At 35.9% G+C, this 22,886-nt stretch carries 21 protein-coding genes; 3 read left to right on the top strand and 18 right to left on the bottom strand.

Annotated features, from left to right (window positions below; genetic code table 11):
- Positions 1-19 precede the first annotated feature (19 nt).
- From acear_RS04975 to acear_RS04965, 3 genes are all read right to left on the bottom strand, one after another.
- The gene (locus acear_RS04975; RefSeq protein ID WP_013277918.1) at positions 20-1,690 is read right to left on the bottom strand and encodes a sodium:solute symporter family protein; all 1,671 of its coding nucleotides are present in this window, start codon (positions 1,688-1,690) and stop codon (positions 20-22) included.
- Positions 1,687-1,920 (bottom strand): hypothetical protein, encoded by a 234-nt coding sequence (locus acear_RS04970; protein ID WP_013277917.1) that lies wholly within the window; start codon positions 1,918-1,920, stop codon positions 1,687-1,689. Before acear_RS04970 ends, acear_RS04975 begins: the two co-directional genes overlap by 4 nt.
- Positions 1,921-2,142: 222 nt before the next feature.
- The gene (locus acear_RS04965; protein WP_013277916.1) at positions 2,143-2,535 is read right to left on the bottom strand and encodes a cupin domain-containing protein; all 393 of its coding nucleotides are present in this window, start codon (positions 2,533-2,535) and stop codon (positions 2,143-2,145) included.
- 309 nt (positions 2,536-2,844) lie between these two features.
- Here acear_RS04965 and acear_RS04960 point away from each other — a divergent pair, with 309 nt between their 5' ends.
- Positions 2,845-3,858: a LacI family DNA-binding transcriptional regulator gene (locus acear_RS04960; protein ID WP_013277915.1), complete on the top strand. Its 1,014-nt coding sequence runs from the start codon at positions 2,845-2,847 to the stop codon at positions 3,856-3,858.
- Positions 3,859-4,041: 183 nt separating this feature from the next.
- Here the strand turns inward: acear_RS04960 and acear_RS04955 are convergent, their stop codons facing one another.
- Positions 4,042-5,397, bottom strand: a complete 1,356-nt coding sequence (locus acear_RS04955; protein WP_245526701.1) for an HD domain-containing phosphohydrolase — start codon at positions 5,395-5,397, stop codon at positions 4,042-4,044.
- 203 nt (positions 5,398-5,600) lie between these two features.
- On the opposite strand from acear_RS04955, the gene acear_RS04950 reads away from it, so the two are divergent.
- The gene (locus tag acear_RS04950; RefSeq protein ID WP_013277913.1) at positions 5,601-5,783 is read left to right on the top strand and encodes a small, acid-soluble spore protein, alpha/beta type; all 183 of its coding nucleotides are present in this window, start codon (positions 5,601-5,603) and stop codon (positions 5,781-5,783) included.
- 93 nt (positions 5,784-5,876) lie between these two features.
- Positions 5,877-6,341, top strand: coding sequence for a hypothetical protein (locus acear_RS04945; protein WP_013277912.1), 465 nt, complete (start codon positions 5,877-5,879; stop codon positions 6,339-6,341).
- 31 nt (positions 6,342-6,372) lie between these two features.
- On the opposite strand, the gene acear_RS04940 is transcribed toward acear_RS04945, so the two are convergent.
- From acear_RS04940 to acear_RS04875, 14 genes are all read right to left on the bottom strand, one after another.
- Entirely contained in the window at positions 6,373-6,798 is a 426-nt protein-coding gene (locus acear_RS04940) for an aconitase X swivel domain-containing protein (RefSeq protein ID WP_013277911.1), read from the bottom strand.
- 3 nt (positions 6,799-6,801) lie between these two features.
- Positions 6,802-8,079, bottom strand: coding sequence for an aconitase X (locus tag acear_RS04935; protein WP_013277910.1), 1,278 nt, complete (start codon positions 8,077-8,079; stop codon positions 6,802-6,804).
- Between the two features lie 24 nt (positions 8,080-8,103).
- Positions 8,104-10,053 carry a methyl-accepting chemotaxis protein gene (locus acear_RS04930; RefSeq protein WP_013277909.1) on the bottom strand — a complete coding sequence of 650 codons (1,950 nt, stop codon included), beginning with the start codon at positions 10,051-10,053 and terminating at the stop codon, positions 8,104-8,106.
- 51 nt (positions 10,054-10,104) lie between these two features.
- Positions 10,105-10,884, bottom strand: a complete 780-nt coding sequence (locus acear_RS04925) for an aspartate/glutamate racemase family protein (RefSeq protein ID WP_013277908.1) — start codon at positions 10,882-10,884, stop codon at positions 10,105-10,107.
- 83 nt (positions 10,885-10,967) lie between these two features.
- Positions 10,968-11,765, bottom strand: a complete 798-nt coding sequence (locus tag acear_RS04920) for a methyltetrahydrofolate cobalamin methyltransferase (protein ID WP_013277907.1) — start codon at positions 11,763-11,765, stop codon at positions 10,968-10,970.
- A gap of 30 nt (positions 11,766-11,795) precedes the next feature.
- The gene (locus acear_RS04915) at positions 11,796-12,425 is read right to left on the bottom strand and encodes a corrinoid protein (protein ID WP_013277906.1); all 630 of its coding nucleotides are present in this window, start codon (positions 12,423-12,425) and stop codon (positions 11,796-11,798) included.
- A 47-nt stretch (positions 12,426-12,472) separates the two neighbouring features.
- On the bottom strand, positions 12,473-13,888 hold the full coding sequence (locus acear_RS04910) for a trimethylamine methyltransferase family protein (RefSeq protein WP_013277905.1): 1,416 nt from the start codon (positions 13,886-13,888) through the stop codon (positions 12,473-12,475).
- A gap of 17 nt (positions 13,889-13,905) precedes the next feature.
- On the bottom strand, positions 13,906-15,486 hold the full coding sequence (locus tag acear_RS04905) for a BCCT family transporter (RefSeq protein ID WP_013277904.1): 1,581 nt from the start codon (positions 15,484-15,486) through the stop codon (positions 13,906-13,908).
- 51 nt (positions 15,487-15,537) lie between these two features.
- Positions 15,538-16,329 carry an aspartate/glutamate racemase family protein gene (locus tag acear_RS04900; RefSeq protein WP_013277903.1) on the bottom strand — a complete coding sequence of 264 codons (792 nt, stop codon included), beginning with the start codon at positions 16,327-16,329 and terminating at the stop codon, positions 15,538-15,540.
- Between the two features lie 25 nt (positions 16,330-16,354).
- Positions 16,355-17,779, bottom strand: a complete 1,425-nt coding sequence (locus tag acear_RS04895; RefSeq protein WP_013277902.1) for a trimethylamine methyltransferase family protein — start codon at positions 17,777-17,779, stop codon at positions 16,355-16,357.
- Positions 17,780-17,911: 132 nt separating this feature from the next.
- The gene (locus acear_RS04890; RefSeq protein WP_013277901.1) at positions 17,912-19,138 is read right to left on the bottom strand and encodes an NAD/NADP-dependent octopine/nopaline dehydrogenase family protein; all 1,227 of its coding nucleotides are present in this window, start codon (positions 19,136-19,138) and stop codon (positions 17,912-17,914) included.
- Positions 19,139-19,177: 39 nt separating this feature from the next.
- Positions 19,178-20,029 carry a 3-methyl-2-oxobutanoate hydroxymethyltransferase gene (gene panB / locus acear_RS04885; protein WP_013277900.1) on the bottom strand — a complete coding sequence of 284 codons (852 nt, stop codon included), beginning with the start codon at positions 20,027-20,029 and terminating at the stop codon, positions 19,178-19,180.
- Positions 20,030-20,460: 431 nt separating this feature from the next.
- On the bottom strand, positions 20,461-22,245 hold the full coding sequence (locus acear_RS04880; RefSeq protein ID WP_013277899.1) for a sigma-54 interaction domain-containing protein: 1,785 nt from the start codon (positions 22,243-22,245) through the stop codon (positions 20,461-20,463).
- Between the two features lie 234 nt (positions 22,246-22,479).
- Positions 22,480-22,674 carry a hypothetical protein gene (locus acear_RS04875; RefSeq protein WP_013277898.1) on the bottom strand — a complete coding sequence of 65 codons (195 nt, stop codon included), beginning with the start codon at positions 22,672-22,674 and terminating at the stop codon, positions 22,480-22,482.
- Between the last annotated feature and the right edge of the window lie 212 nt (positions 22,675-22,886).

The following is a 22,886-nucleotide window of genomic DNA, read 5'->3' as shown; positions in this document are numbered from 1 at the left end:
ATGGATCTATTCAAACTATTTAAACTTTTGCTGGTGTATCGTTTCCAACTTCATCAATTTCATCATTATTTAAATCTTTCAAAACTTTACCTTTAACAAAGAAATCTTCAAATACATGATTATATTTCTTCAAATAATTAGAATAATATTTATCTGCTGTTAATTTTGATACAACAACAAATACTATACTGTTAAGAGCTAAAGCAGGAAATCCTGACATAAGTCCACCAAAAGGCTCAAAACCTATATTCTTAAAGACTAAAAATGAAATTAAACCTACAATCGTACCTGCATAAGCACCTTGAGGAGTTGATTTTTTCCAATACAAGCCACCTAATACCAAAGGTATTAATTGCATTATACCTTCTCCTGCATAAGCTACCATTATTAACATCATTGGTAGTTTTTGTGTTCCTAAAGCGAAGGCTAAAAGCGATAATACTAAGGCACTTATACGTGCAATTCTAACTTCTTTTTTTGCATTTACTGTTACGCGCTTATCGATACTATCTTTATCTTTAGATGAACCTATACATTTCTCATTATTTTTTATTCTTCTAAAAGCTGTAATAATATCATTCGATATCACCCCGGACAAAGACATCAACGTACTATCTACGGTTCCTAAAGCGGCCGCAAACATAAAAGTAGTTACAAGTCCAAAGAACACACTGCTACCTGTTAATTGTGCCATTTCTAATAATGCAGACTGCGGATCTGCAAACTGTTCAAACCCTAATCCCGAAAGTCCAACAAGTCCTATACCTGCTAAAGATATAAGAATGAAAACTATATTCCACAAGCCTGAAAAAGCAGTTGCAATAGCTGATTTTCTTACTTCTCTTAAACTTTCACCCAAACATATTTCCATATAATTTGCTGGATATAGCATCAAGGTGAATAAAGTTAAAAATATATAACTTATATAAACTTGCCATGCAACTTCACCTGATAATGGAACAGTGAGAGCTTGAGGAGCAGTTTCATGAATCACATTAAACATATAAAATATGTTACCGTCATAAAATTTAATTATCAAGAAAATCATTGAAGTTATAGAACCAAATAACATAACCAATGCTGAAAAACTATCTACTGAAGCAACAGATCTGACTCCACCAAACATAACATAAGTTACTATTAGAGTCATTCCTATAAACGAACCAACTGTTTTAGAAATTACTCCACCAGATATCAAACTAAATATATATCCTAAAGTTAACATTTCAAGTATAAGCCATATTAAACTAAATGCAATAACTACCGCTGCAATCATAACCTTGATTTTTTTACTCTGATATCTTAATTCCATTAAATCTGCTAAAGTTGATAATCTATATTTTTTAGCTAATGGCCATATTTTTTCAGCTAAAAAGTAAAGTGCAATACCAGCTCCTACACAAGCAGCTATATAAAACATCCCTCCTGCTACCCCATGCTTAACAACAAATCCAACTTTACCAGTAAAAGTTGATCCAGAATAAAATGTAACTAATATTAAAAGCGCTACTATAAAACCAGGCATTGTTTTATTTGCAGTATAATGTTCTTCAAATGTAACTTCAACATCTTCAATTTTTTTAGCAGCAATTGCCTTAACTGAAAGATATACCACTGCAACAATATATATCCCCATCATAACAAAAGGAATTCCAGAAAAACTACCAGAAATTAGAGATGTATCAATCATATTTTTTTATCCTCCTTATTTTCATAATTTTCATATTTGTCATCTAATTTAAATAAAACAACCAAAAGACATGTCAGTACTGTTCCAAAAAATAAATTCCAAAGGATAAATACAGGTATCCCCAATAATAATACAGGCTTATTAGCCAAATTATAAAAAGGTGGACACATCATGATAAGGCACATAACCATCAATATCCCAATAATTTTTCTGTAATTATTTTTATTCATTATTTACCTCCTAATTTCATATTTTATAAAAAACATCAAACATTTCATAAAATCAAAAATAATTTTTAGCTTTTATTTCCTCAGCCAATAATCTACTACTCAATATAAAATCTTAACTTCTAATATGTTTTTTAATATTAATTATCATAACCACCTCCTACTTATAAGTTGGAGCATCTTCTTATTTATGTGATTAATTTAAATAACTAATTTTTATAAAAATTATCTCTTCTGAATCTCAATTGATTCTAGAAACTTACCTTGAGGTTCAATTGCCGGCGTATAGACACAGAACAACTTCAAAGTTTCATCACCTAAGTTACGTACGTCATGTTCTACACCTTCGGGAGCATAGATTAAACAATCAGGCTCTATTGGCTCAACTATCTCTTCGCCATCTTCAATTGTCACTGCCTCACCGCGGCCTGTCGCTACGTACATATATTCTGCTGCCTCATGAGTATGTACTCCCGTTGAAGAATCAGACTCAATAATTGAAATTAAAATCGTATGCTCATCACAATTGTCTAACTCCGGACACATCAATGTCTTTAACACTCGATTATTTGGTGCAGGAACCTTAACTCCCGGTACATCCTTAATATTAATTACCATAATCATCCCTCCAATGATTAAAATAATCTCCATCGCCTCTGGAATATTTTTATGTAATCGTTTACAGAACTTATTTATATAATAGCATAACTATTATAAATTGTCAAATAATTTGTTTAATTGCTATATTATTAGTCCCAACTCTTGTTAAATTAGTACTCTATTACCTATTAATAACTAATAATTTATTATCTTTACACTTTATCTATTGGATTTTTGATTATTTTATAGTATAATAGATATTGTAATTTATTTTCTATCCCCTCCTTAATTTAGTAAATTCATCGTCGGAATCTAGGAGGAATAATTATGAAGGTTACTATTAAAGATATAGCTAGAATAGCTGAGGTTTCAGTGGCAACTGTTTCTAGAGTCATAAATAATAAAAAATATGTTAGTGAAGATACAAGAAAGAAAGTATTAGAAGTTATAGATCGTCTCGATTATAAACCAGATAATATTGCCCGAAGCATGATTACAAAAAAGACAGATACTATCGGTTTAGTTATACCTGAATTAACTAATCCCTTTTATGCTGAAACATCACAGATTATTGTAGATACAGCACGACAATATGGATTTTCAACAATGATCTATACTACAGATAATCAATCAGGACTACAGCAAGGAGAAGAATATATTAATATTCTATTACAAAAACAGATTGATGGTATCATCTTTGGATCAGTTAGAACTGAAGAAAATTGTCTTTCAAAACTAGACTCCAAGGATTTACCATATATTACTTATCACCGTCGATTAATGTCAGAAGACTCAAATTTTGTAGTTACCGATGATAAACAAGGTATCTATGATGCCGTTGAATATCTTGTTAATCTAGGCCATAGTTCTATTGGGTATATTTCTGGTCCCCATCAATTCTCTACTAGTATCAGCCGTTTGCAAGGATTTCTAGAAGTTCGCGAACACTTTGGTTTAGATACAAGGCCACAACTTATTAAAGATGGAGCCTTTTCTGAAGAACAAGCCTGGAAAGCAACCAAAAAATTGATTAATTTAGACCAACGTCCATCAGCCATTATAGCTGCTAATGATTTAATGGCTTTAGCTGCTCTCGACTGCTGTCTAGAATTTGGTCTTAAGATACCAGAAGATATATCAATCATAGGTTATGATAATATTCATCTATCTTCCCATGCTAGAATTCAATTAACAACTGTTTCTGTCAAGCCAAGAATCATGGCACAAAAAACTGCAAAATTATTAATAACAGAAATTTTAGAAAAAAAATCTACTTCTCCTGTTCAATCCATCTTAAAACCAAAATTAATAATTAGAGAAACAACAAAAAAATCTAACTGACTTTCAAAGCTATTATTAAAATAAATTAAACCTTCACCTGTAATTACAGGTGAAGGTTTAATATTCACTATAAAGAAATCTAATATTTACTATAAATAGGTACTTTTGTAACTCCTACATTATTCTCCTCTAAATACGCCATTACTCCCTGAGCTGCAGATAAACCAAAAGAACTTCCTCCAATCAATAAGACCCATTCACTTCCTGTAAGAATCGTTTATATTCTTCAGTCTCTTCTCGTTGTGCAGTCTGACGAATAATATTTATTTCTTCATAATTATCAGCCAAAACAGTAACAACATCTGAATCTAAAGCTGAATCTTGAACCATATCCTGTAATACCTCTAAAGCTCTATCTTTATCCATTCCTTCTCGATAGGGGCGGTTTTCAGTAATAGCTGTAAAGACATCAGCAACAGCCATAATCCGCGAACCTAAGGATAGTTCTTCTTTCTGATGATGGAAAGGATAACCGTTGCCATCCAGCCGTTCATGATGAAAAGCAGCCCAGGTATTGATCTCTTCTAAACCGCTTACTCCCTTTAATGTATGGTATGTATGATAGACATGCTTCTTTATTATATTAAATTCCTCATCAGTCAGTTTCTCTTCTTTTTCTAAAATCTCAGTAGGTACTGCTAGTTTACCTAAATCATGGAGATAACCGGCAATTTTAATCTTCTTTCTATCTATTTTTGATAAGCCAATCTGCCCCCCTAATGCTTGAGCAGTGGCAGCCACTCCACTTGAATGCGAAGCTGTAAATCTACTTCTAAAGTCTATAATCTGACTGAATAATTCAGCTAAATCACCTAATTCATCTATACTTAATGAAATGTTTATACCACTAAATTCTTCAGCTAAAATTTCCATTGTTACAGGAGATATAATATCAAACCAGAATGACTCCTTATCTGATAAATTCAGATATACCTCTACCAACTCAGGCTTGAACTGGTTTCCTGTATTTTCTTTAATCCGCTTATTAATTCTATCAGTCTGGCTTAAAACCTCTTCTTTCATATTAATAGATACATCTATTCTATCAGATAGATGCAGAATATGGCTTCCTAGAGGTATTCTTTCACTCTGAAATTCTGCACCTGCTCCTTCTTGCCAGTAGACATGATGGTACCGAATCAAAGAAGCTATCTTATCAAAAGGCTGAAAATGATTAATTAGTCGATAACCTACTTCAGCATGCTTACTTAAACCTAAAGATTCTAAAAAATCTGTTACTTCAAAGTTTAAAGCATCCAATCTCTCCTGTAGAGAAAAAGCTCCAACATCGTGCAAAGCTCCAGCTATAACTAAATGTCTCTGTTCTTCTTTGGACATTTCCAATTCTTCGGCAATACTAGAAGCAATATAAGCTACCCGTTTATGATGTCCATTTACTACAGTACTGATTAAATCCATAGCATCTGACAGAGACATAATCATATCAAATAGTGACACATCTATATCTTTTTTCTCTTTCATATCATCTTGACCGTCAAGCCTATCACTTAATTCTTCAATGTTACTAGTTACTTTCACTTTACTTTATCTCCTTTCCTATAATCCAAATAATATCTCAATGAACATTTTTCTCTATAATTATTAATTTTTCCTGCATAACTCAATATGAAATTCTGACCGAATTACTGTCTTAAAGAATATCGCTTAAATTTTTAATCACTATAATTAACCAGCATAATATCAAATATATGAGGTATATTATTATTGGAGGTGGTTACCCAATGAGTGATATTATGTCCGATGAAACTAAGTATGAGTTGGCTAAAGAATTAGGCTTTGCTCATAAGGTTGAAGACGGTGATTGGGGAAATATAACCACCAGAGAAGCTGGGTCATTAGTAAAAAAAGCTGTTAAAATGGCTGAAGAAGAGAAAATAAAGAATATGGCCCAGAATATAGAATAGTAGGAGCTTATGCTCCTGCTATTCTATTTTATTGTATAAAAATAATCGATTAATAAATAATACTATTAGTAAGAAAAATAGGAGGCCAAGAGAATGACAACAAATTTAGTCTGGCTTTATTTATTTACAGTTCTAACAGCAGCAATGATATTAATAGTTCCTCCTGATAGAATTAAAGAATTTCTTTCTTTCGGCTTAATAGGCGGAGGTTTGACAGCAATAATTCTACAGGTTTTCGGCGTTAATATCCTTGAGGCATGGAAATTTAATACAGCTTTAATATTCATCAACGGCATTCCCCTGGGAATCTTATTAGCCTGGATTCCGCCAACGATTATTTTTGGTCACTTTACCTATAGAATAAACTCGTTTATAAGTGCAGGTTTATATATAATCGGCTTTGCTCTATTAACTGCAGTTATTACTTATGGCTCTGTCTTATTAGGCTATAGGTCATATCTTAACTGGAATCCATATTTAGATTTTCTGTTGGCATTTATAACCCATCTAGGTCTAGCTTATTATCTTTTTTATCAACAGAGACTGAGATTAACTTAAGAAACATACCTTATTTAAATAAGGTATGTTTTTACTTTTTATCATGAGGTATTACTTCAACAATTCCTCTATCTCCATCTACTTTAACCCAATCACCAGTATTGATCAATTCAAAAGGATCTTGATCAAGATCTGTTACTGCCGGAATATCTTCAACAGCTATTGCTACTCCAGCCCGGGAATCTACCTTGGTAAAGATCCAGGCTGCTGGATGAGTACCTTTAATCTTTGTTGCATGAAAGTGGCAAGACCAACCATTTGAGCCTTTACTGCCCGGCAGGATAACTACAGCATCATTAATACTTTTTCCTTCAAGTGAATGTCCCTGTTCAATAATCTCTCCAGTTTCATCATCAATACCTGCCCAACCCTGAATACTTTCCGGACAGACCATAGCCCGTCCTTCAGCTTTACCGCCTAATGCACCGCGGCCCTTAATTAAAATTTTATCGCTCATACTTTAAACCTCCCATTTTCCAGTAACGGCTGATTTCAAACATTCGAATTTATTACCAAAATAGACATCTGTAGAAGACTCAGACTTAAGATAATGGGACTGTTTACCTGAATCTGTAACTATACCGATTACCCCTTGATGGGATCGTTTACCTGCCACCAATGGGCAACTGCTGGTATAAATATCTCCTCCAGCCTGCTGGATAATTTCAGTATATCCGGATCTATCAGCCATTGCTTTAATTGTATAGGTAGTCCAGACTAATAATTTAACCTCCGAATCTATAGTCTTTCCTTCTAAAAATTCTGCAACCTCTTTAATCTCTTCGATTGTATAATGAGGACAGCCGAGAGTAACAAATTCAACCTTACCTTCCTTGTCACTGCATAACATAGCCCGCGACTGGGCAATATCCTCATCAGTTATAGTTATAATCTCCTGCGGTTCTTCTACTCCCAAAGCTTCATCCAATGTTCTAGCTTCTGGAGTTACACCAACTATATGGCACATCTCAGCCCCGCTGGTTGTTGCCATAGAACCATAACACTGCTTTAATCTAATAATGTCCGGCTTCCTAAACTCACCATCAAGAACTGGAACCGAATGAAACGGAAGCTTGCGGCCGACGGTATAGCCGATCAAATCCCAGTCTACAATGGTTTCTGATTTACATTCCAAATTAAAAAGATGGGTCCCTTTTCTATTCTCCATAATATGATTACCCCATTTAGGGGTTCTTCCACAGACTGCCGACCAGAATCCTGCTTCAATACCATCTGAGTTGCCGCAGGCTCCCCAGATGGAATTACACATTAATACAACATGGGATTCACTGGTAACAAAATGTTCTCCCATAAGAGGAATCCAGCCGGTTAAATAAGGAACACAGGAACCTGCTATCTCAACGCCGGCATCAAGATAGTAATCTAAAAATTCTTCATTCTTCTGATAATTTCTTTCTGTTACTCCTAAATCCTCCCATTTATCCGAATCCATAGGAGCAACACAGGTCTGAGCAAAACAGCATTCTGCAATTTCATCTAAAGATAATTCTTCGGAAGTACACATATTCATCTGCGAAAATATTTCATCTATATCATCTGATCCTAATACATCCAAGTATCCATGTGCCCCACAATAAAGGGTAGCCTTAGTAACCTTACATAACTCTTTGGCCCCTAAAGCCTTTGCATACTTAACAATTTTCTCCATAGCAACCTGTTTTAATCTACCTTCTTTACCGTCAAGCATCTGCTCTTCATAATCAGTAAGCTTAAGCATAATATTTATCCTCCTATACCTCTATTAAACCTTAAACTCTTCAATTAATCCCTGCAGCTTCTGAGCCATATTTGCTAATTCTTGAGAAGAATTGGTCACTTCCTGGGACATATTCTTCATATCTTGAGAAGCATCCATTACCTGTTCACTATTTTCAGCTAAGTTCTGAGTAGATACAGCTGTCTGCTGAATATGGGTCGATGTATCTTCAATTGCTGCCTCAATTTGAGAGAAAACCTCACTTGTCTTCTGTAAAGTCTCCTTTCTATCTTCAATCTTATCCTTCATCTCTTTCACGGCCTCTAAACCGGCCTCTGATTTATTTTGGGTATCCTGAATTAAGCCATCTATCTCTTTTGTAGCTTCGGCTGTCTCTTCAGCTAACTCTCTGATCTCTTCAGCTACTACTGCAAAGCCCCGGCCGTCTTCTCCAGCTCTGGCTGCTTCAATTGCTGCATTCAAAGCCAATAAGTTAGTCTGTTCTGCTATATTAGTTATTATATCTACTATCTTCTCGATTTCCTCTGAATTAGCATTTAATTCATTAATATTTTCTACAGCATTACTTACTACTTGATTAATCCCTTTAATGCTAGTAATCTTATCTATCTGCTTACTACCAGCCTGGGTTTGGGAATTAGCTTCCTGGGCTAAACCAGTAACCTCCTGACTACTAGCTGAAATCTGTTGAATACTTGTGGCCATCTCGTTTAAATTTTGATTATTAGTTTCAATTACTGCATTTCCTTCTTCTGCCGAAGCAGAAAGCTCCTGGCTATAGGCTGATAGATCTTCAATTGCATCCATTAAATCAGCAATCATATTCCTTAAATTATCCCGCATCTTATCTAATGCTTGGACTAAGTTTCCAATCTCATTATTGGACTTATTCTGTAATGACTCCACATTAAGATTACCCCGAGCAATCTCTTGAGCAAAGTTTGTAGCATCAACTATCGGCTGGGAAAATCTTTTAGAAAACAATATTGCTGTGGCTATAATTACCAGTGCAGCCAATGCTGTTATCCAGATTATCTGTTTATATATACCGCTCAGTGCCTCAGCTAATTCCGACTCTTCAACTACTGCTATAAACTTCCAGCCTGTTTTGGATGAAGTATATACATTCATAAGATAATCTTTATTATTCATAACCGCTTTAAAGTTATCCTGCTCTATATTAGATAGATTATTTAATTTATCAACCCCAAGTTCTCTTACATTTTTAAAGTTTAACTCTGGCTTCTTAGGATGGGCTAAAATAGTTCCATCACTGGTAGTCATAATTACATAACCTGTCTTTCCAATCTTCATATTCTTTACCAGATCTGCTAAACTTTCTAAACTAACATCAAGTCCCTGCACACCTATAACCTCACCAGTCTCATCTTTAATTGTTGTAACTGTACTTATAATAGCTCCTGTACCGTCAGCAGAAGCATATGGACTTGTTCTCACAACTTCACCTTTATTTTTCATTGCAATTTCATAAAAAGGTCTTTCTCTTGGATCATAATTCTTTCTAAGAGAAGTTGCCGGCCATTGAATATAACTGCCATACTCGGTTCCCATATAGACATAAGCGGTATTAGAGTGGGACTTAGCAAAATTTAAATACTCTTTATAGATCTCTGCTTCAAGACCGCCATTTTCAAGCGGTGTTAGATTCAATTCTTCACTTGTTACCTTATCTGTATATGTAGTTATTGTTTTATCTGCCTTCTTCACACTAGAATCAGCTGCAAACATCTTACAGTTCTCTTTAATAGTTTCAAAATAAAGATTGATAGCATTATCTACCTGCTTGATCTCTTTTGTAGTTGAATTAATAAATGATTCTTTTATTGTAGCTTTAGTTTCTTGAACTTCAAAATAACCTAAAGTAATTATAGGTACCAATCCAATTAATAACATTAAAACAATCAACTTACTTTGAATAGTCTGATCATCAAAAAAATCATATATCTTCTTCATAAAAGACGCCTCCAGATCACTTTTATATTATCTGTTTAGTAATCAATGCTTTTATAAAAATCCATAATAAGGCTTCTGAGCTACAGAATTATGTACCCAATTAATCATAGTAATAAAGTCATAGACAGGCAGGTTAACGGCTCGCTGCACATCAGCTGCATAAGGAGGCATATCACTACATTCTAATAGTATTGCTCCAACATCTTCATGCTCCTCCACTAGATTTTTGGCTCCAGTCACTACTTCATCCCGCACCTTACCATTATCAAACTCTCCCCGGTCACTATTGGGCAGAGCTGAAAATTCCGGCTTATCCCCTAAACCCTTTACTACACAGATATCAGGGTCCCTAGCTCCACACTTTTCCATTAATTCGGAAGTTAGATTTTCCTCATCAGCACATAAAATCCCAATCTTTTGGTTGCTCTTTAAGCCCTGCTCTATTAAAGGAATTTGAACCAAACTGGATAAGTAAACAGGCACCTCAAGCTCATCGGCTAACTGCGGTTGGAAATGGCCAAAATAGCCGCAGGCTCCTATAATAGCCCGTACTCCTTCCTTCTCTAGCTCTCTACCGGCCTCAACCAAATCATCAAGCAGTGTCGGATCACCAGTATGCATTCTCTCCTGTGTTGCTCCCTTAACTAACTTATGGCGTACTGGAAAATCATATGTTGAAGCATTTACTACATTACCAGGCATTAATGGGTACCAGACATCCAGTAATAGAATCCCTATAGTATAACCAGCAATAACCTGGCCCTTCTCAATAGAAAATTCATTCTCTTTATCAGATTCTTCTCCAAGATAACCATAATGATTACAGGTCATAATCTCCCTCCTTTGACTTAGTTGGAACTAATAAATAGATAAAAGGGGAGATAATCTCCCCTTTTTTAATAAAGCTATTCAAATTAAACAGTTAATTTATCACTCTTGGATGCTTTAATGTAATTACTACAGTACTGATCCTTCCCTAATAAAGTATCAGCCGCCGTAGCCAGAGACATAATCTTTTCGTCCAAGGGATCCAAAATAGCACTATCCATACCTCTACTCATTGCTAGTACTACGAAAGTCTGATTTAAAAGCTTTCTCTGCGGCAGACCGTGAGAGATATTGCTTAGCCCACAAGTAATATGTACTTCTTGATATTTGTTAGTAATCTCATCAATAGCAGATAGAATATATTCTCCCATCTCCTCATCAGTTCCGATCGGCTGAATAATTGGATCAACATAGATATCATCTTCGGCAATACCCTCAGCAGTTAGATCCTCAATTAGCTTAGTTGCTGTTTCAATTCTATCCGTATCATCTTCAGGCATACCTTCCTCATTCATCACTAAGGCTATAATTTGAGCATCATATTCCTGAATTAATGGTAGAATCTCTTGGAATCTATCTTCTTCGGCAGTAATTGAATTGACTAAGGCTTTGCCCTCATGAGCCTCTAGGCCTCTTTTAATTGCTTCTGGATCAGGACTATCGATACATAATGGTACATCTACAACTTCCTGTACTGTTTCAACTAACCACTCTAGTGCTTCTGGCTCTTCCTTAATTAAGGTTCCGCAATTAACATCGATATAGTCAGCTCCGGCTTCTTCCTGCTTTTTAGCCAACTCTTGAATAAACTCAGTATCTCTATCCTTAACTGCAGGTTCTACTTCATCACGACTCGTATTGATTAATTCTCCAATAATTATCATCTACTTATCCCCCTACTTTATATCTTTTATTTAGGCAAACTTACGTACTAAATCAGTGGCGACACTTCCGTCAGGCGCATAGCCATCAGCACCGATTTCATCAGCAAAGTCTTTACTTACTGGAGCACCACCTAAAATAACCTTAACTTCATTTCTTATGCTTGCCTCTTCTAAGGCTTCAATTGCTTCTTCCATAGCCGGCATAGTTGTAGTTAATAGAGCTGACAGCCCTACTACATCCGGCTGATGCTCTTTAACTGCTTCTACAATCTCATCGGCTGATTTATCTACTCCTAAGTCTACTACTTCATAACCTGCTCCTTCAATCATCATTGCTACTAAGTTCTTACCAATATCATGAAGATCTCCTTCGACAGTACCAATTACTACTGTTCCTGCCGAAGAGGTATCAGCCTCTGCTAATAGTGGCTTAACGATATCCATTCCTGCATGCATAGACTTAGCTGAAATCAATACCTCTGGTACAAACATTTCATTATTCTTGAATCTATCCCCAACAACATCCATACCAGCAACTAATCCTTCTTTAATAATCTCGCTTGGCTTTTTACCAGCATCTACTAACTCTTGAGCTATTTCAGCTACCTTTTCCACTTCTCCATCAATTACTGCATTAGCAATCTCTTTAAATTCACTCATCCTAATAATACCTCCTATTTTTATATTTGAATTTTAAATTAATCATTTTATAAGCTTTCCATATATTCAGTTAATCTCTCTTCTATAACAGAATCAAGATACGGCTCTTCAAAGTTAGCTAAAGTATCCTTCCACTTTTCATTGGCCCTTTCAGCCGTTGTAATTAGATTATCTTCTCCATTATATCCGGCCCTATTACTTATCTCTGGGGCACGGAAGTCTCTCATATGCTGTAGAGTATGTGCATCTTCCAAGAAATGACCAGCTGGCCCTACTTTATTAATTACTTCCTCTGCTATCATTTCTTCATTCACTTCTATACCAGATTGATAATTCTTTACCATACCTACTATTTCATTATCAATAATAAACTTCTCATAAGAAGCCATCATATAGCTGTCTAAAATCCCTAGTGAATGCAGAATAAAGTTAACACCGTGATTAATTGAAGACATAAACATCATCATTGCTTCATAGCCGGCCTGAGCATCAGCCATTACAGAATCAGTCAGTGAACCTCCTGCTCGAGATGGAATATCATAATAACGTGCTAGTTGAGCACTAGCCCCTACAAACTTAGCATATTCAGGGCTACCGATAGCCAAGCCGGCCGTTTTCATATCAGTAATAGTTGAGGCACAGCCGTAAACTACAGGAGCACCTGGATTAATCAACTGAGTAAGTACAATTCCTGCTATTGCCTCTGCATTCTGTAAAGTCAGTGTCCCTGCAATAGACATCGGACCCGTTGAGCCAGCCATAGCTGCTGGAGTGATTACTGTAGCCTGATTATATTTAGCATATTCAATTAACGAACTGAGCATCCTATTGTCTAACTGCAGAGGACTGTTAGTATTGATAATAGAAATTAAAACTGCTCTATCATCTATAATCTCATCTTCCCCAAAGAGTATCCGGGCCATTTCTAAACAGTCCTGAACTGATTTTGTTCCATAACGGCTCCCTACTAAACATTTATCCGAATATTTAGCTCCGGCATAAAACATCTTAGCATGCCTCTTCTCATCAGCCACATCAGTAGGCTCTACAATAAGACCTCCCAATACATCAATATGATCACTATCTGAAGCTATTTTAGTTAGGTTAACATAATCTTCAAAAGTAGCATCTCGCCTACCGTTATCCAGGTCTGTTACAAAGGGTACCCCTGATGATGGAGCCAATACTGAATTATTACCACCAATTACTACATTATTCTCCGGATTCCTGGCATGTAAGGTAAAAGAAGAAGGGGCCCTATCAAGGGCATCTTCAACTAACTTTCGTGGTAAATAAACCCGTTTTCCTTCTACTTTAGCCCCATGTTCTTCAAAGATCTCCTGTGCTTCTTCCTGTAGAATATCTATTCCTGTGCTTTCTAATATCTTCATTGAAGCATTATGAATCTTTTCTATTTCGTTATTGGATAAAATATCCTGGGCTAAGAAATTCCTCTTTATCATCTATTACTCCCCCCTTGTTATTGGTCTACGGTAGTACTCTCCTGGCTTTCACTCTCTAGATTCATATTATCATCTGACCCCATATGCATTCTATGGCGTACAAAACCAATTATCATTAATACCTCAAAGAAGAGAATCGGAATACCAGCCATAGTCTTAATTACTTTAACTCCATCTATACCGCCAATCATTAAAGAAACTACAGCAACGCCTCCCATTAATAGTCCCCAAAAAACCTTCATTTTTACCGGAGGTTCTTCAGTAGTATACTTCTCAAATCCAGTAGTACTTACCATAGAAGTTGTAGAAGTCATAGAATCTGCTAAAGTAATGAACGAAATCAAGATTGTTAGAATCATAACCGGCCTAATTATATTGGATAATGGCAAGAAATCGAACATCTTCAACATTAGAATCTCCATACCCTTGGCATCCATCACCGCTGCTATCTCTGCTCCCTGGAAGAACTCAAGATGAAGAAGGAATGAACCAAAGACCCCAAACCAGAGCATACCAAAGCCGGCCGGCAGTAAAAGATTAACAATTACAAACTGTCTTATTGTTCTACCATAACATAATCTGGCTAAAAAGAGTCCGACTATTGGAGCAAAGGATAACCAGTCTGTAAACCAGTACATATCCCACCACTGCGGCCACATATCTCCAGATAACTGAAATGGACTGGTAAAGGTAGAAGTCTGAATAAAGTTATTAATGAAATCACCGGCAGCCTGAGTAGTCAGATTTAAACTGAAGGCTGTCGGTCCAGCAAAGAGTACAAAGAATAAGAGTCCTATAAATAACCAAGTATTCTTATCACTGAGCCATTGAATCCCTTTATCCAGTCCAGTAATACTGGAAGTTGTATAGGAAGCTATAATCACCGTAGCAATTGCTCCCCAAACCACTGGTCCCGGCTGAATCCCAAAGCTGAATTCTAAAGCACTTCCTAATTGGAGTATACCGTATCCTAAAGAACCGGCTACTCCTCCACAGATAGCAAATAAGGTAATTGAATCAACAACTGTTGCTACTTTACCAAAAGCCTTATCTCCCAACAGAGGATATAATGCTGAACTAGCAGCAAATTTCTTCTGTAAATTATAATGGACATAACCGATTATAGTACCACAGACTACATAAATTGCATACGGTGTAAGAGTCCAATGTAAGAATGTCTTCTTCATAGCCCACAACATCGCTTCAGGACTTTTAGGTTCTAAACCCATTCCTTTTGCAGGCTCAAGAGTATGCATCAATACTTCCGGCGGCCACATTACAATACCGATTGCTATTCCAGCACATAATGACATGGCAAACCAGTGCCAAAAACTAAATTCAGGTTCTGCATCTTCTCCTCCAAATTTTAAATTACCAATTGGATGGACAATCATTCCTAAACAGAAAAGAACAAATCCTAATGCAGCTATATCAACAAACCAGCCAAAATTAACCATAAACCATTCGAAATAACCATACAGTGTTGATTCAAGTAGTTCTGAGTTAATAAAGCCCATGATCAAGACAGCACCAAATACTAATACAGGCAGAATAATTACTCCCCAACGCGGTGAAAACTTTTCCTTATTTTTAGCCACTATATTGGCCCCCCTTTATATTAGTTTAATCTATTCTCCTAGTGCCTAATTTTAAACATGACCGTAATACTCTCGATGAGCTACAACTGAATAAGCATAATCCAATAAGGTTCCCCAGCTGAATACAGGTAGATCAATTTCTCGCTGAATTGCCCGAGCAAAAGGCTGCATACCTGTACATTCTAGCATAATTGCTCCGATATCAGGATTCTTTTCTATAAACTCTTTACAGATTCTGATCATATCCTCTTCTGCTTTATCATAATAGATTTCCGGAACTTCAGGACGCTTTTCATGATCCCAGAGATTATCAAACTCAGGACAGCCGTATTCGTCCTGGGCTCCTGCAATTACTATATTACTATCTGGATCTATACCGACTTTCTCTAGATGAGTATCAGTCAAAAACCTCTTTTGAGCACAGACGATACCTACTTCCTTTTCAGACCCAATCAACTGTTGGATAAAAGGAACCTGGAGCAGACTTGACATAAAGACAGGCACATCAACATGAGCAGCAACATCCTGTTGGAAATAAGCAAAGTAACCACATTCAGCAGCAATTGCTCGACAGCCCATATCTTCTAACTTTTTAGCCGCCCGCAAAATCGGTTCACGACATGGAGACTTATCCTCTTCCCAGACTAAAGTGTAGTTATCTACACCTTCAGCAATCTCATATTGAATAGGATAAGGAAAAGCACTTGCATTACGCACATCGCCAGGAAAACCAGGATAGACATCATCCAAAATCATTATTCCAATACCCATTCCGTAACAAGCATGTCCCTCTCTTGCCTTAATATGATTCAGATCTCTGTCTCTATTAACATAAGGAAACATTAATTATTCCTCCTTCATATAATCTTTACACTCTTTCAAATAACTCAGATTCTACTTCATCTAATTTATCATCTATTCTATCATTATCTACACATACTTTATGGTTTTCCATGATTTCTTCAATTTTCCCTTTAATTTTATTTCTAATCTGTGATTCTTCTTCTCCTTCCATAGCTCGGCTGAAGAACTCCGGATACCAGATATTCTTAAAGTTCTTACTAGTATGGCTGTGAGTTAGATAGTGGCCAGCAGCTCCTACTTCATCAATTACATCAAGAGCTAACTCGTCTGAATTAACCGGCACTCCTCTTCTATAGACACTCAACATATCTAAAATCTCATTATACAGCACTAACATTTCCGGTGATAAACTATTACAGTGATCCATAATTCCGACATCATGTATTAAATCTGCTTTACTTAACATAGATGAAAAGCAGGACATAGTTCCTTCACTGACAGCCTGTTCATCAATTACTTTAGCATCAGATGCACCGGCTGTACCATAGAAAGGAATACCGTAATAATCAGCCAGTTCGGAAGCAGCAGCTATCAGCATATGGAATTCCGGAGCTGCATAAGCTCCTACTGTAGTCTGCATATCAAAAACTGAAGGCATTGCTCCGTAAATAATAGGTGCCCCTTCATTCATCAATTGATGGATAACTACTCCAGATAATACCTCAGCATTACATTGGGCTAAAGCAGCTGCAAAAGTAATAGGAGCCGTTCCTCCTAACATGCAGTAAGGCATATAGACACTCGGTACTCCGGCTTCAGCTACAAGTCTTAATTTATCAGTACTCTCCTGTGGATGGTACAGCGGCGGAATTGGTTCACAGTAATAGAAAGCAAACGGCTTTTCGCTAAAGGTCTTCAGATCGCCGGCTACTATACTTAAGATTTCTAATTGGTCTTTTAGACCTTGAACATCATTAGACGAGAAATTAATTGTTTTACTGAAGTTTCGAACTGTATCTAACAAAGCCAGCTGCGACTGAATCTTTTCTGGAACATCTGATGCTAGACCAACTGCAAGAGCAAAATCAATATTCGGCAGATAATCAGCAACTTTAGTCATCATTTCTGTATCTTCACGCTTAAATTCTCTAACCTCATCAGTGAAAGGATCTATAATCTGCAGCATATCAGCATGGGTTCCAAAATGTATAGTCTCTTTACCAACTTCCATCGAAACTTCGCCTGAACGATTATATAAAGTTATAGAATCCGGAGCAGAATTCACAGCTTTTTCAACCAATTCACTTGGAATACAGACCATATCTCCCTCAACATCTGCTCCATGGTCTGCTAACATCTCTTTTATTTCATCATCATCAACCTTTACTCCTTGTTCTTCTAAAATAGTTAAGGAAGCATCATGGATTTCTTGGATCTTTTCTTCAGTTAAAGCTTCAAAACCTATTTTGTCCTTTAAATTAGAATTCATTGGCCAATTCCTCCTTTAATAAAACTTAAACTATAATAAAATTCAGAATAATCAAAGTAAAATAAACTTTCTATCTACAATATACCTTATCCCTACCCAACTAGGTAAGGATAAGGTATTTAACTCAATCTGTTACTCCTTCTCTACATATTCTCCCTCATGTAGATAATCTAACATTTCTTCTTTATTCATATGGCCGATACCTAAATAGTCTAAAGTATAGCCTTCTTCATAGAAGTCTCGATCTAATATTGCTGAAGCAATATTAATCATAGCATCAATTACTGGAGTATCTACATCAAACCTCTCACCTAATTCATGGTATACATGGCAGCCTACTGGAATATCCTCCGTTATATATCTATTTTCTATATCATGCGGTCCCGTACCGAATTGGATCTCATCCTGCTCATCAAAAGGAATACGGTAGTCTTCACCCATGTACTCTTGGCCTAAGATATTTTCTCTATGGAAGAAGTCGTCTTTATCAAAGTCCTGAATCCCAACTCCCATCGCTTCAGCTAGAGCACGCTCTTCCTCATAGAATGAATACTGAACTTCTGAAATTGATGGACAGTAAGCATGTGAATAAATAGAATACTTATATTCGTCTTCACCAAAGACTACACCGTAATTCTCCATTACTCCAACACCTAATAGTGTTCCTGGACAGTGAAGTACTGGGTTTACATTACTGAAGCCGGTATCCATTACTGTATTGCCGCCAGTTACTCCTTCGCCGTTAGTTATTGCATCCATACAGCCCATATACTTCGTGCTTTCTAAGAAATCATTCTGATCTGTTGATGGAAGTGATGCTCCTCTTAATGTAATTGCTCGATAATAAGCTCTAATCTGAGGCAAGACAACGCCGCCTTTAATATCTACTCTACATCCATATGGTGAACTGGACCAGCCACCAATAATTACATCCTTATCACAGCCTGCCTCCCGCATCATCTTTCTTAAGACTAAAGTTCCATAATTATCTGGGAAGATATGTACTACCATTCCATCTTCTAATGCCGGAATAAGCTCCTTAAAGAAAGGCTCATGACCAACGGCTGGAGTGGTTACTATTACAATTCCTGCTCCCTCGACTGCTTCTGCTACATCAGTAGTTACTTTGTCATATTGAGCAGTTCCTGATCTTTCAAAGCCGTATAGGTTCAACTGCTGACCATAGAACTTAACTCCCTTTTCCTCTACATTAAATAATGTGTCCTCAGCAAACGGCTCCAGATCACAGAGCCTTACATCAGCCCCTGCTAATGCACAATCTGCAGATATTGCCTTACCAACTGCTCCTGCTCCTAGTACTGCTATTGGTTTGTCTTTTAGATACTCCATATTTCCCATTTGTATTCCTCCTTTTAGATTTAAATTACTAATGAAAATTTATTTGAACTCGTCAAAGAGTTTTTCAAACTTCTCTTCGCTTTCTTGAATGTGATAGACATGTTCATCTTTAGGAAATTCTTTATTCTTTACTTCTTTTACATACTCTTCAAAACCAGCAACTGCATCTTCAGCTATGTTAGCATACTGCTTAACAAACTTCGGTGTAAAGGCCTGGAACATACCGAGCATATCACCGCAGATAAGCAACTGTCCGTCACACGGTAAGCCGGCACCGATACTATAGACCGGAATATCCAGCTTTTCAGTAATGAATTCTGTTACTTCCGGCGGTACAGCCTCTACTAATAACATCTTTGCTCCAGCTTCTTGAACAGCAACAGCATCTTTGATCAATTCTCTAGCACTCTCAACAGTCAAACCCTGGGCCTTAAATCCACCCAACTGGCCAGAACTCTGTGGAGTTAAACCGATATGTCCACAGACAACAATTCCTGCGTCAGTAATTGCTTCAATCTGGTCAGTAACTCGTCGTCCGCCCTCCAGCTTAACAGCATCCATATCAGATTCTTTAAGAAAGCGTCCTGCATTCTCTACTGCTTTTTCTGGAGAAATCTGATAAGACATAAAAGGTAAATCTCCAACACAGAAAGTATTGGGTGCTCCTCTTCGAACTGCCTGACAATGAGAAATACAGTCCTCCATAGTTACCGGTACAGTACCATCATATCCCAAGACTACCATTCCCAGCGAATCTCCAACTAAGATCATATCCATTTCTGCCTGTTCAGCAAATGATGCCATTGGATAATCATAAGCTGTTACCCAGGCAACTTTTTCATCGTCTTTCTTCATTTCCATAAAATCAAGAATACTCTTCTTTTTTGCCATCTAATCAGTCCTTTCTATTGTGATTTTAAATTAATAAATTTTTTGCTATTATGAATTTTCTGAAGATAATCTGTTTTAATACATTATTTGAAATCAACTTTATTTCCTATCATCGTTCACTATAATTAAGTTGCATTTTTCATGCCAAGGTATAATTTGATTTATAAATTTCTGATAAACCCCCTGAATTGATAGGAGTTAGACTGCTTTAAAAAATTTTTAAATTCTAACAATTCAAAAAGCACTCTTTCATTCTGAAAGAGTGCTTTAACCCATATCAAGCCAGAATCACCTTAAACCCCTGAGCTCTCAAACAATAAACCGGGGCTTTCATTTTGAAAGGATTGGTTTTCTAATGCTTCATTTTGAAAGGAAGTTATCTGACTTTTTTTAAGTTTTATAAAATATATTAAAATTTATAGCTTGAAAAATTAATCTAAACGATTTGAATCGATATTATACTTTTTAATCCGACGATATAAAGTAGTTTCACTAATCCCCAATACTTCAGCTGCTCTCTGTTTAGTCTCAAATTTTTTTAAAGCTTTGATTATAGTCTTCTTTTCTACTTCATTAATAGGTAAAACTCTATCTTTTTCTTCAACCTGTAATTGATACTTTAGAATCCGGTTAGGTAAACTTTGAATTGTAATCTGATGAGAAGTCTCAAGATTAACAGCATATTCAATAGTATTCTCCAGTTCACGAATATTACCCGGCCAGGAATAATTAAGCAATTTTTTCTTAGCCTTTGCAGTGAAATCTTTAATTTCTTTATTTAATAATTCAGCATACTTTTCTAAAAAGAAATGTAACAAAAGAGAAATATCTTCCTGCCGTTCTCTTAAGGGAGGAATATTGATGGGAATAACATTTAATCTATAGAATAGATCTTCTCTAAATGTCCCCTTGGTAACCATTTTATCTAAATCTTGATTAGTAGCAGCAATAATCCGAACATTGATATCAATTGGTTCTACACCGCCTACTCTCATTATTCTCTTATTTTCTATAGCTTTTAATAATTTAACTTGAAACTGAATAGGCATATCTCCTATTTCATCCAAAAATATAGTACCTTCATCAGCAAGCTCAAACTTACCCGGCTTGCCTCCTTTTTTAGCTCCAGTAAAGGCTCCTTCCTCATAACCAAAGAGTTCTGATTCCAACAGATTCTCAGGAATGGCTGCACAATTGACAGTAACAAAAGAATTATCACATCTATTACTCTCTTTATGAATAGCCTGAGCAAACATACCTTTTCCAGTTCCACTGGCACCTCTAATTAAAATTGTCGAGTCAGTAGAAGCAACTTTTTTGACCTTCTTCTTGATATTTACAATCTGATTGCTTGTCCCTTTAATGCTATCTAAAGTAATTCTCTCATCTTCAGCCATAATTCGATTGGCTAATTTCTTCATTTCATCTAATTTTCTAAAAGATATAGTTGCCCCTGCAATCTGATCATTATTATTGATTAAAGTGATATTACAGAGCAGAGGAAAACTTTTATTTTCTTTCTTATATTCAATCTCTTCTTCAAAATAATTATAGTTCTGTTCAAGCATCTCTTGAAGGATTTTATCTAATTCAATCTTAGAAAAGAGATTATCAATATCTTCTCCTAACTTTTCTTGTCCAATTCCCAACAACTGTTTTGCCGACCGATTTATATGTGTAATTATTCCTTTAGCATTAATAGCAATAATACCTTCATGAACAGAATTAATTACTGCCCTAAATCTATCAGCCATAACTTTCATCTGATCCCGCATCTGCTTTTCTCCTAAAGTACTAGCAATGAAATTAGCCACATTCTGGGAAAAAGACATTAATTCTGACTTATTTTCAATCATAGTTTGCTGTTGTTTTTCATCAACAGCTATTAAAGAAAAGGCTCCCATCTTCTGTTCCGAGCATCTAATACAGGATACTATAGCCGCTTTAGTAGGACATACTTCTTTAGATTGGCAGTGTTTACAAAATTCACTCGAACTTGTATCTTCGACAAATAAACTAGTTGTAGCTGCAGAATCTGATAACAGATAACGAGACATTCCCTGTCCACATAAGCTCTTCATTTCCTTATCAAATTCACCAGTTCCAGTAAGTGAGGTAAGTTCATGATCAGCTATACTTATTTCATAATCCAAAACAGCTGCAAAAGCATCAGCTACACGTTGAAGAAAACTCCCTATTTCTCTTAGTTTAGTCATTTAAGCCCCCCCTTTTTTTCTGTTGACTCAATAGTCATCAAAATCACTATATAACCTATATCTAATATTAATGTTAATATCTAACAATATTTCAACCAAAATCTCCTTTATTATAAATAGTATATTAATAAACTTATCTCTGGTCAAGCTAATTTAAAGATATTCAGCAGCTGATTTAAAAATGTTAGCAATAATAAAAGCCCCGCATTAACTGCGAGGCTCATCTTAATACATCTAATCTTCTACTACATTTAATTCTCTTTCCTCTTCATCATCACTAAATTCTGCTTCAGGAGATGTTTCCTGATTATTATTCTCTAATTCTTCCTGAGCAATACCAGGCTCTTCATTGCCGTCTTCACCAGTTCCGACTATTCGTTCAAGAATTCCATTTAATAAACCCTGATTTTCTTGATTATTTTCTGCCATTTTTACAGCCTCCTTACTTTTATTTTGTGACTAAAAACAAAAAAGATGTTAGGACTTTCTGTCAATTACATAGAAATTTTAACATAATTTTAATTAATAAAGATCAAATGATCTTTAAAAAACACCTTACCATTCTATATCGATTAAGTTATAGCTATTTACCTTTACAAATAAAAATTTATAGTAAATATATATATATATTGATCTTTTAT

Origin of the sequence: Acetohalobium arabaticum DSM 5501 (assembly GCF_000144695.1) — a bacterium.
Taxonomy (GTDB): Bacteria; Bacillota; Halanaerobiia; order Halobacteroidales; family Acetohalobiaceae; genus Acetohalobium; species Acetohalobium arabaticum.
Note: the sequence above shows the minus strand (reverse complement) of the source record. Positions and strands in the feature narration are given on the sequence as shown.

Coding starts and splice junctions, on each gene's coding strand:
- acear_RS04970 (WP_013277917.1), bottom strand. CDS start 1,920: ATGAATAAAAATAATTACAGAAAAATTATTGGGATATTGATGGTTATG.
- acear_RS04880 (WP_013277899.1), bottom strand. CDS start 22,245: ATGACTAAACTAAGAGAAATAGGGAGTTTTCTTCAACGTGTAGCTGAT.
- acear_RS04925 (WP_013277908.1), bottom strand. CDS start 10,884: ATGACCTGTAATCATTATGGTTATCTTGGAGAAGAATCTGATAAAGAG.
- acear_RS04935 (WP_013277910.1), bottom strand. CDS start 8,079: ATGCTTAAGCTTACTGATTATGAAGAGCAGATGCTTGACGGTAAAGAA.
- acear_RS04875 (WP_013277898.1), bottom strand. CDS start 22,674: ATGGCAGAAAATAATCAAGAAAATCAGGGTTTATTAAATGGAATTCTT.
- acear_RS04890 (WP_013277901.1), bottom strand. CDS start 19,138: ATGGGAAATATGGAGTATCTAAAAGACAAACCAATAGCAGTACTAGGA.
- acear_RS04915 (WP_013277906.1), bottom strand. CDS start 12,425: ATGAGTGAATTTAAAGAGATTGCTAATGCAGTAATTGATGGAGAAGTG.
- acear_RS04930 (WP_013277909.1), bottom strand. CDS start 10,053: ATGAAGAAGATATATGATTTTTTTGATGATCAGACTATTCAAAGTAAG.
- acear_RS04910 (WP_013277905.1), bottom strand. CDS start 13,888: ATGATAAAGAGGAATTTCTTAGCCCAGGATATTTTATCCAATAACGAA.
- acear_RS04895 (WP_013277902.1), bottom strand. CDS start 17,779: ATGAATTCTAATTTAAAGGACAAAATAGGTTTTGAAGCTTTAACTGAA.
- acear_RS04950 (WP_013277913.1), top strand. CDS start 5,601: ATGAGTGATATTATGTCCGATGAAACTAAGTATGAGTTGGCTAAAGAA.
- acear_RS04975 (WP_013277918.1), bottom strand. CDS start 1,690: ATGATTGATACATCTCTAATTTCTGGTAGTTTTTCTGGAATTCCTTTT.
- acear_RS04900 (WP_013277903.1), bottom strand. CDS start 16,329: ATGTTTCCTTATGTTAATAGAGACAGAGATCTGAATCATATTAAGGCA.
- acear_RS04940 (WP_013277911.1), bottom strand. CDS start 6,798: ATGAGCGATAAAATTTTAATTAAGGGCCGCGGTGCATTAGGCGGTAAA.
- acear_RS04965 (WP_013277916.1), bottom strand. CDS start 2,535: ATGGTAATTAATATTAAGGATGTACCGGGAGTTAAGGTTCCTGCACCA.
- acear_RS04945 (WP_013277912.1), top strand. CDS start 5,877: ATGACAACAAATTTAGTCTGGCTTTATTTATTTACAGTTCTAACAGCA.
- acear_RS04960 (WP_013277915.1), top strand. CDS start 2,845: ATGAAGGTTACTATTAAAGATATAGCTAGAATAGCTGAGGTTTCAGTG.
- acear_RS04920 (WP_013277907.1), bottom strand. CDS start 11,765: ATGATAATTATTGGAGAATTAATCAATACGAGTCGTGATGAAGTAGAA.
- panB (WP_013277900.1), bottom strand. CDS start 20,029: ATGGCAAAAAAGAAGAGTATTCTTGATTTTATGGAAATGAAGAAAGAC.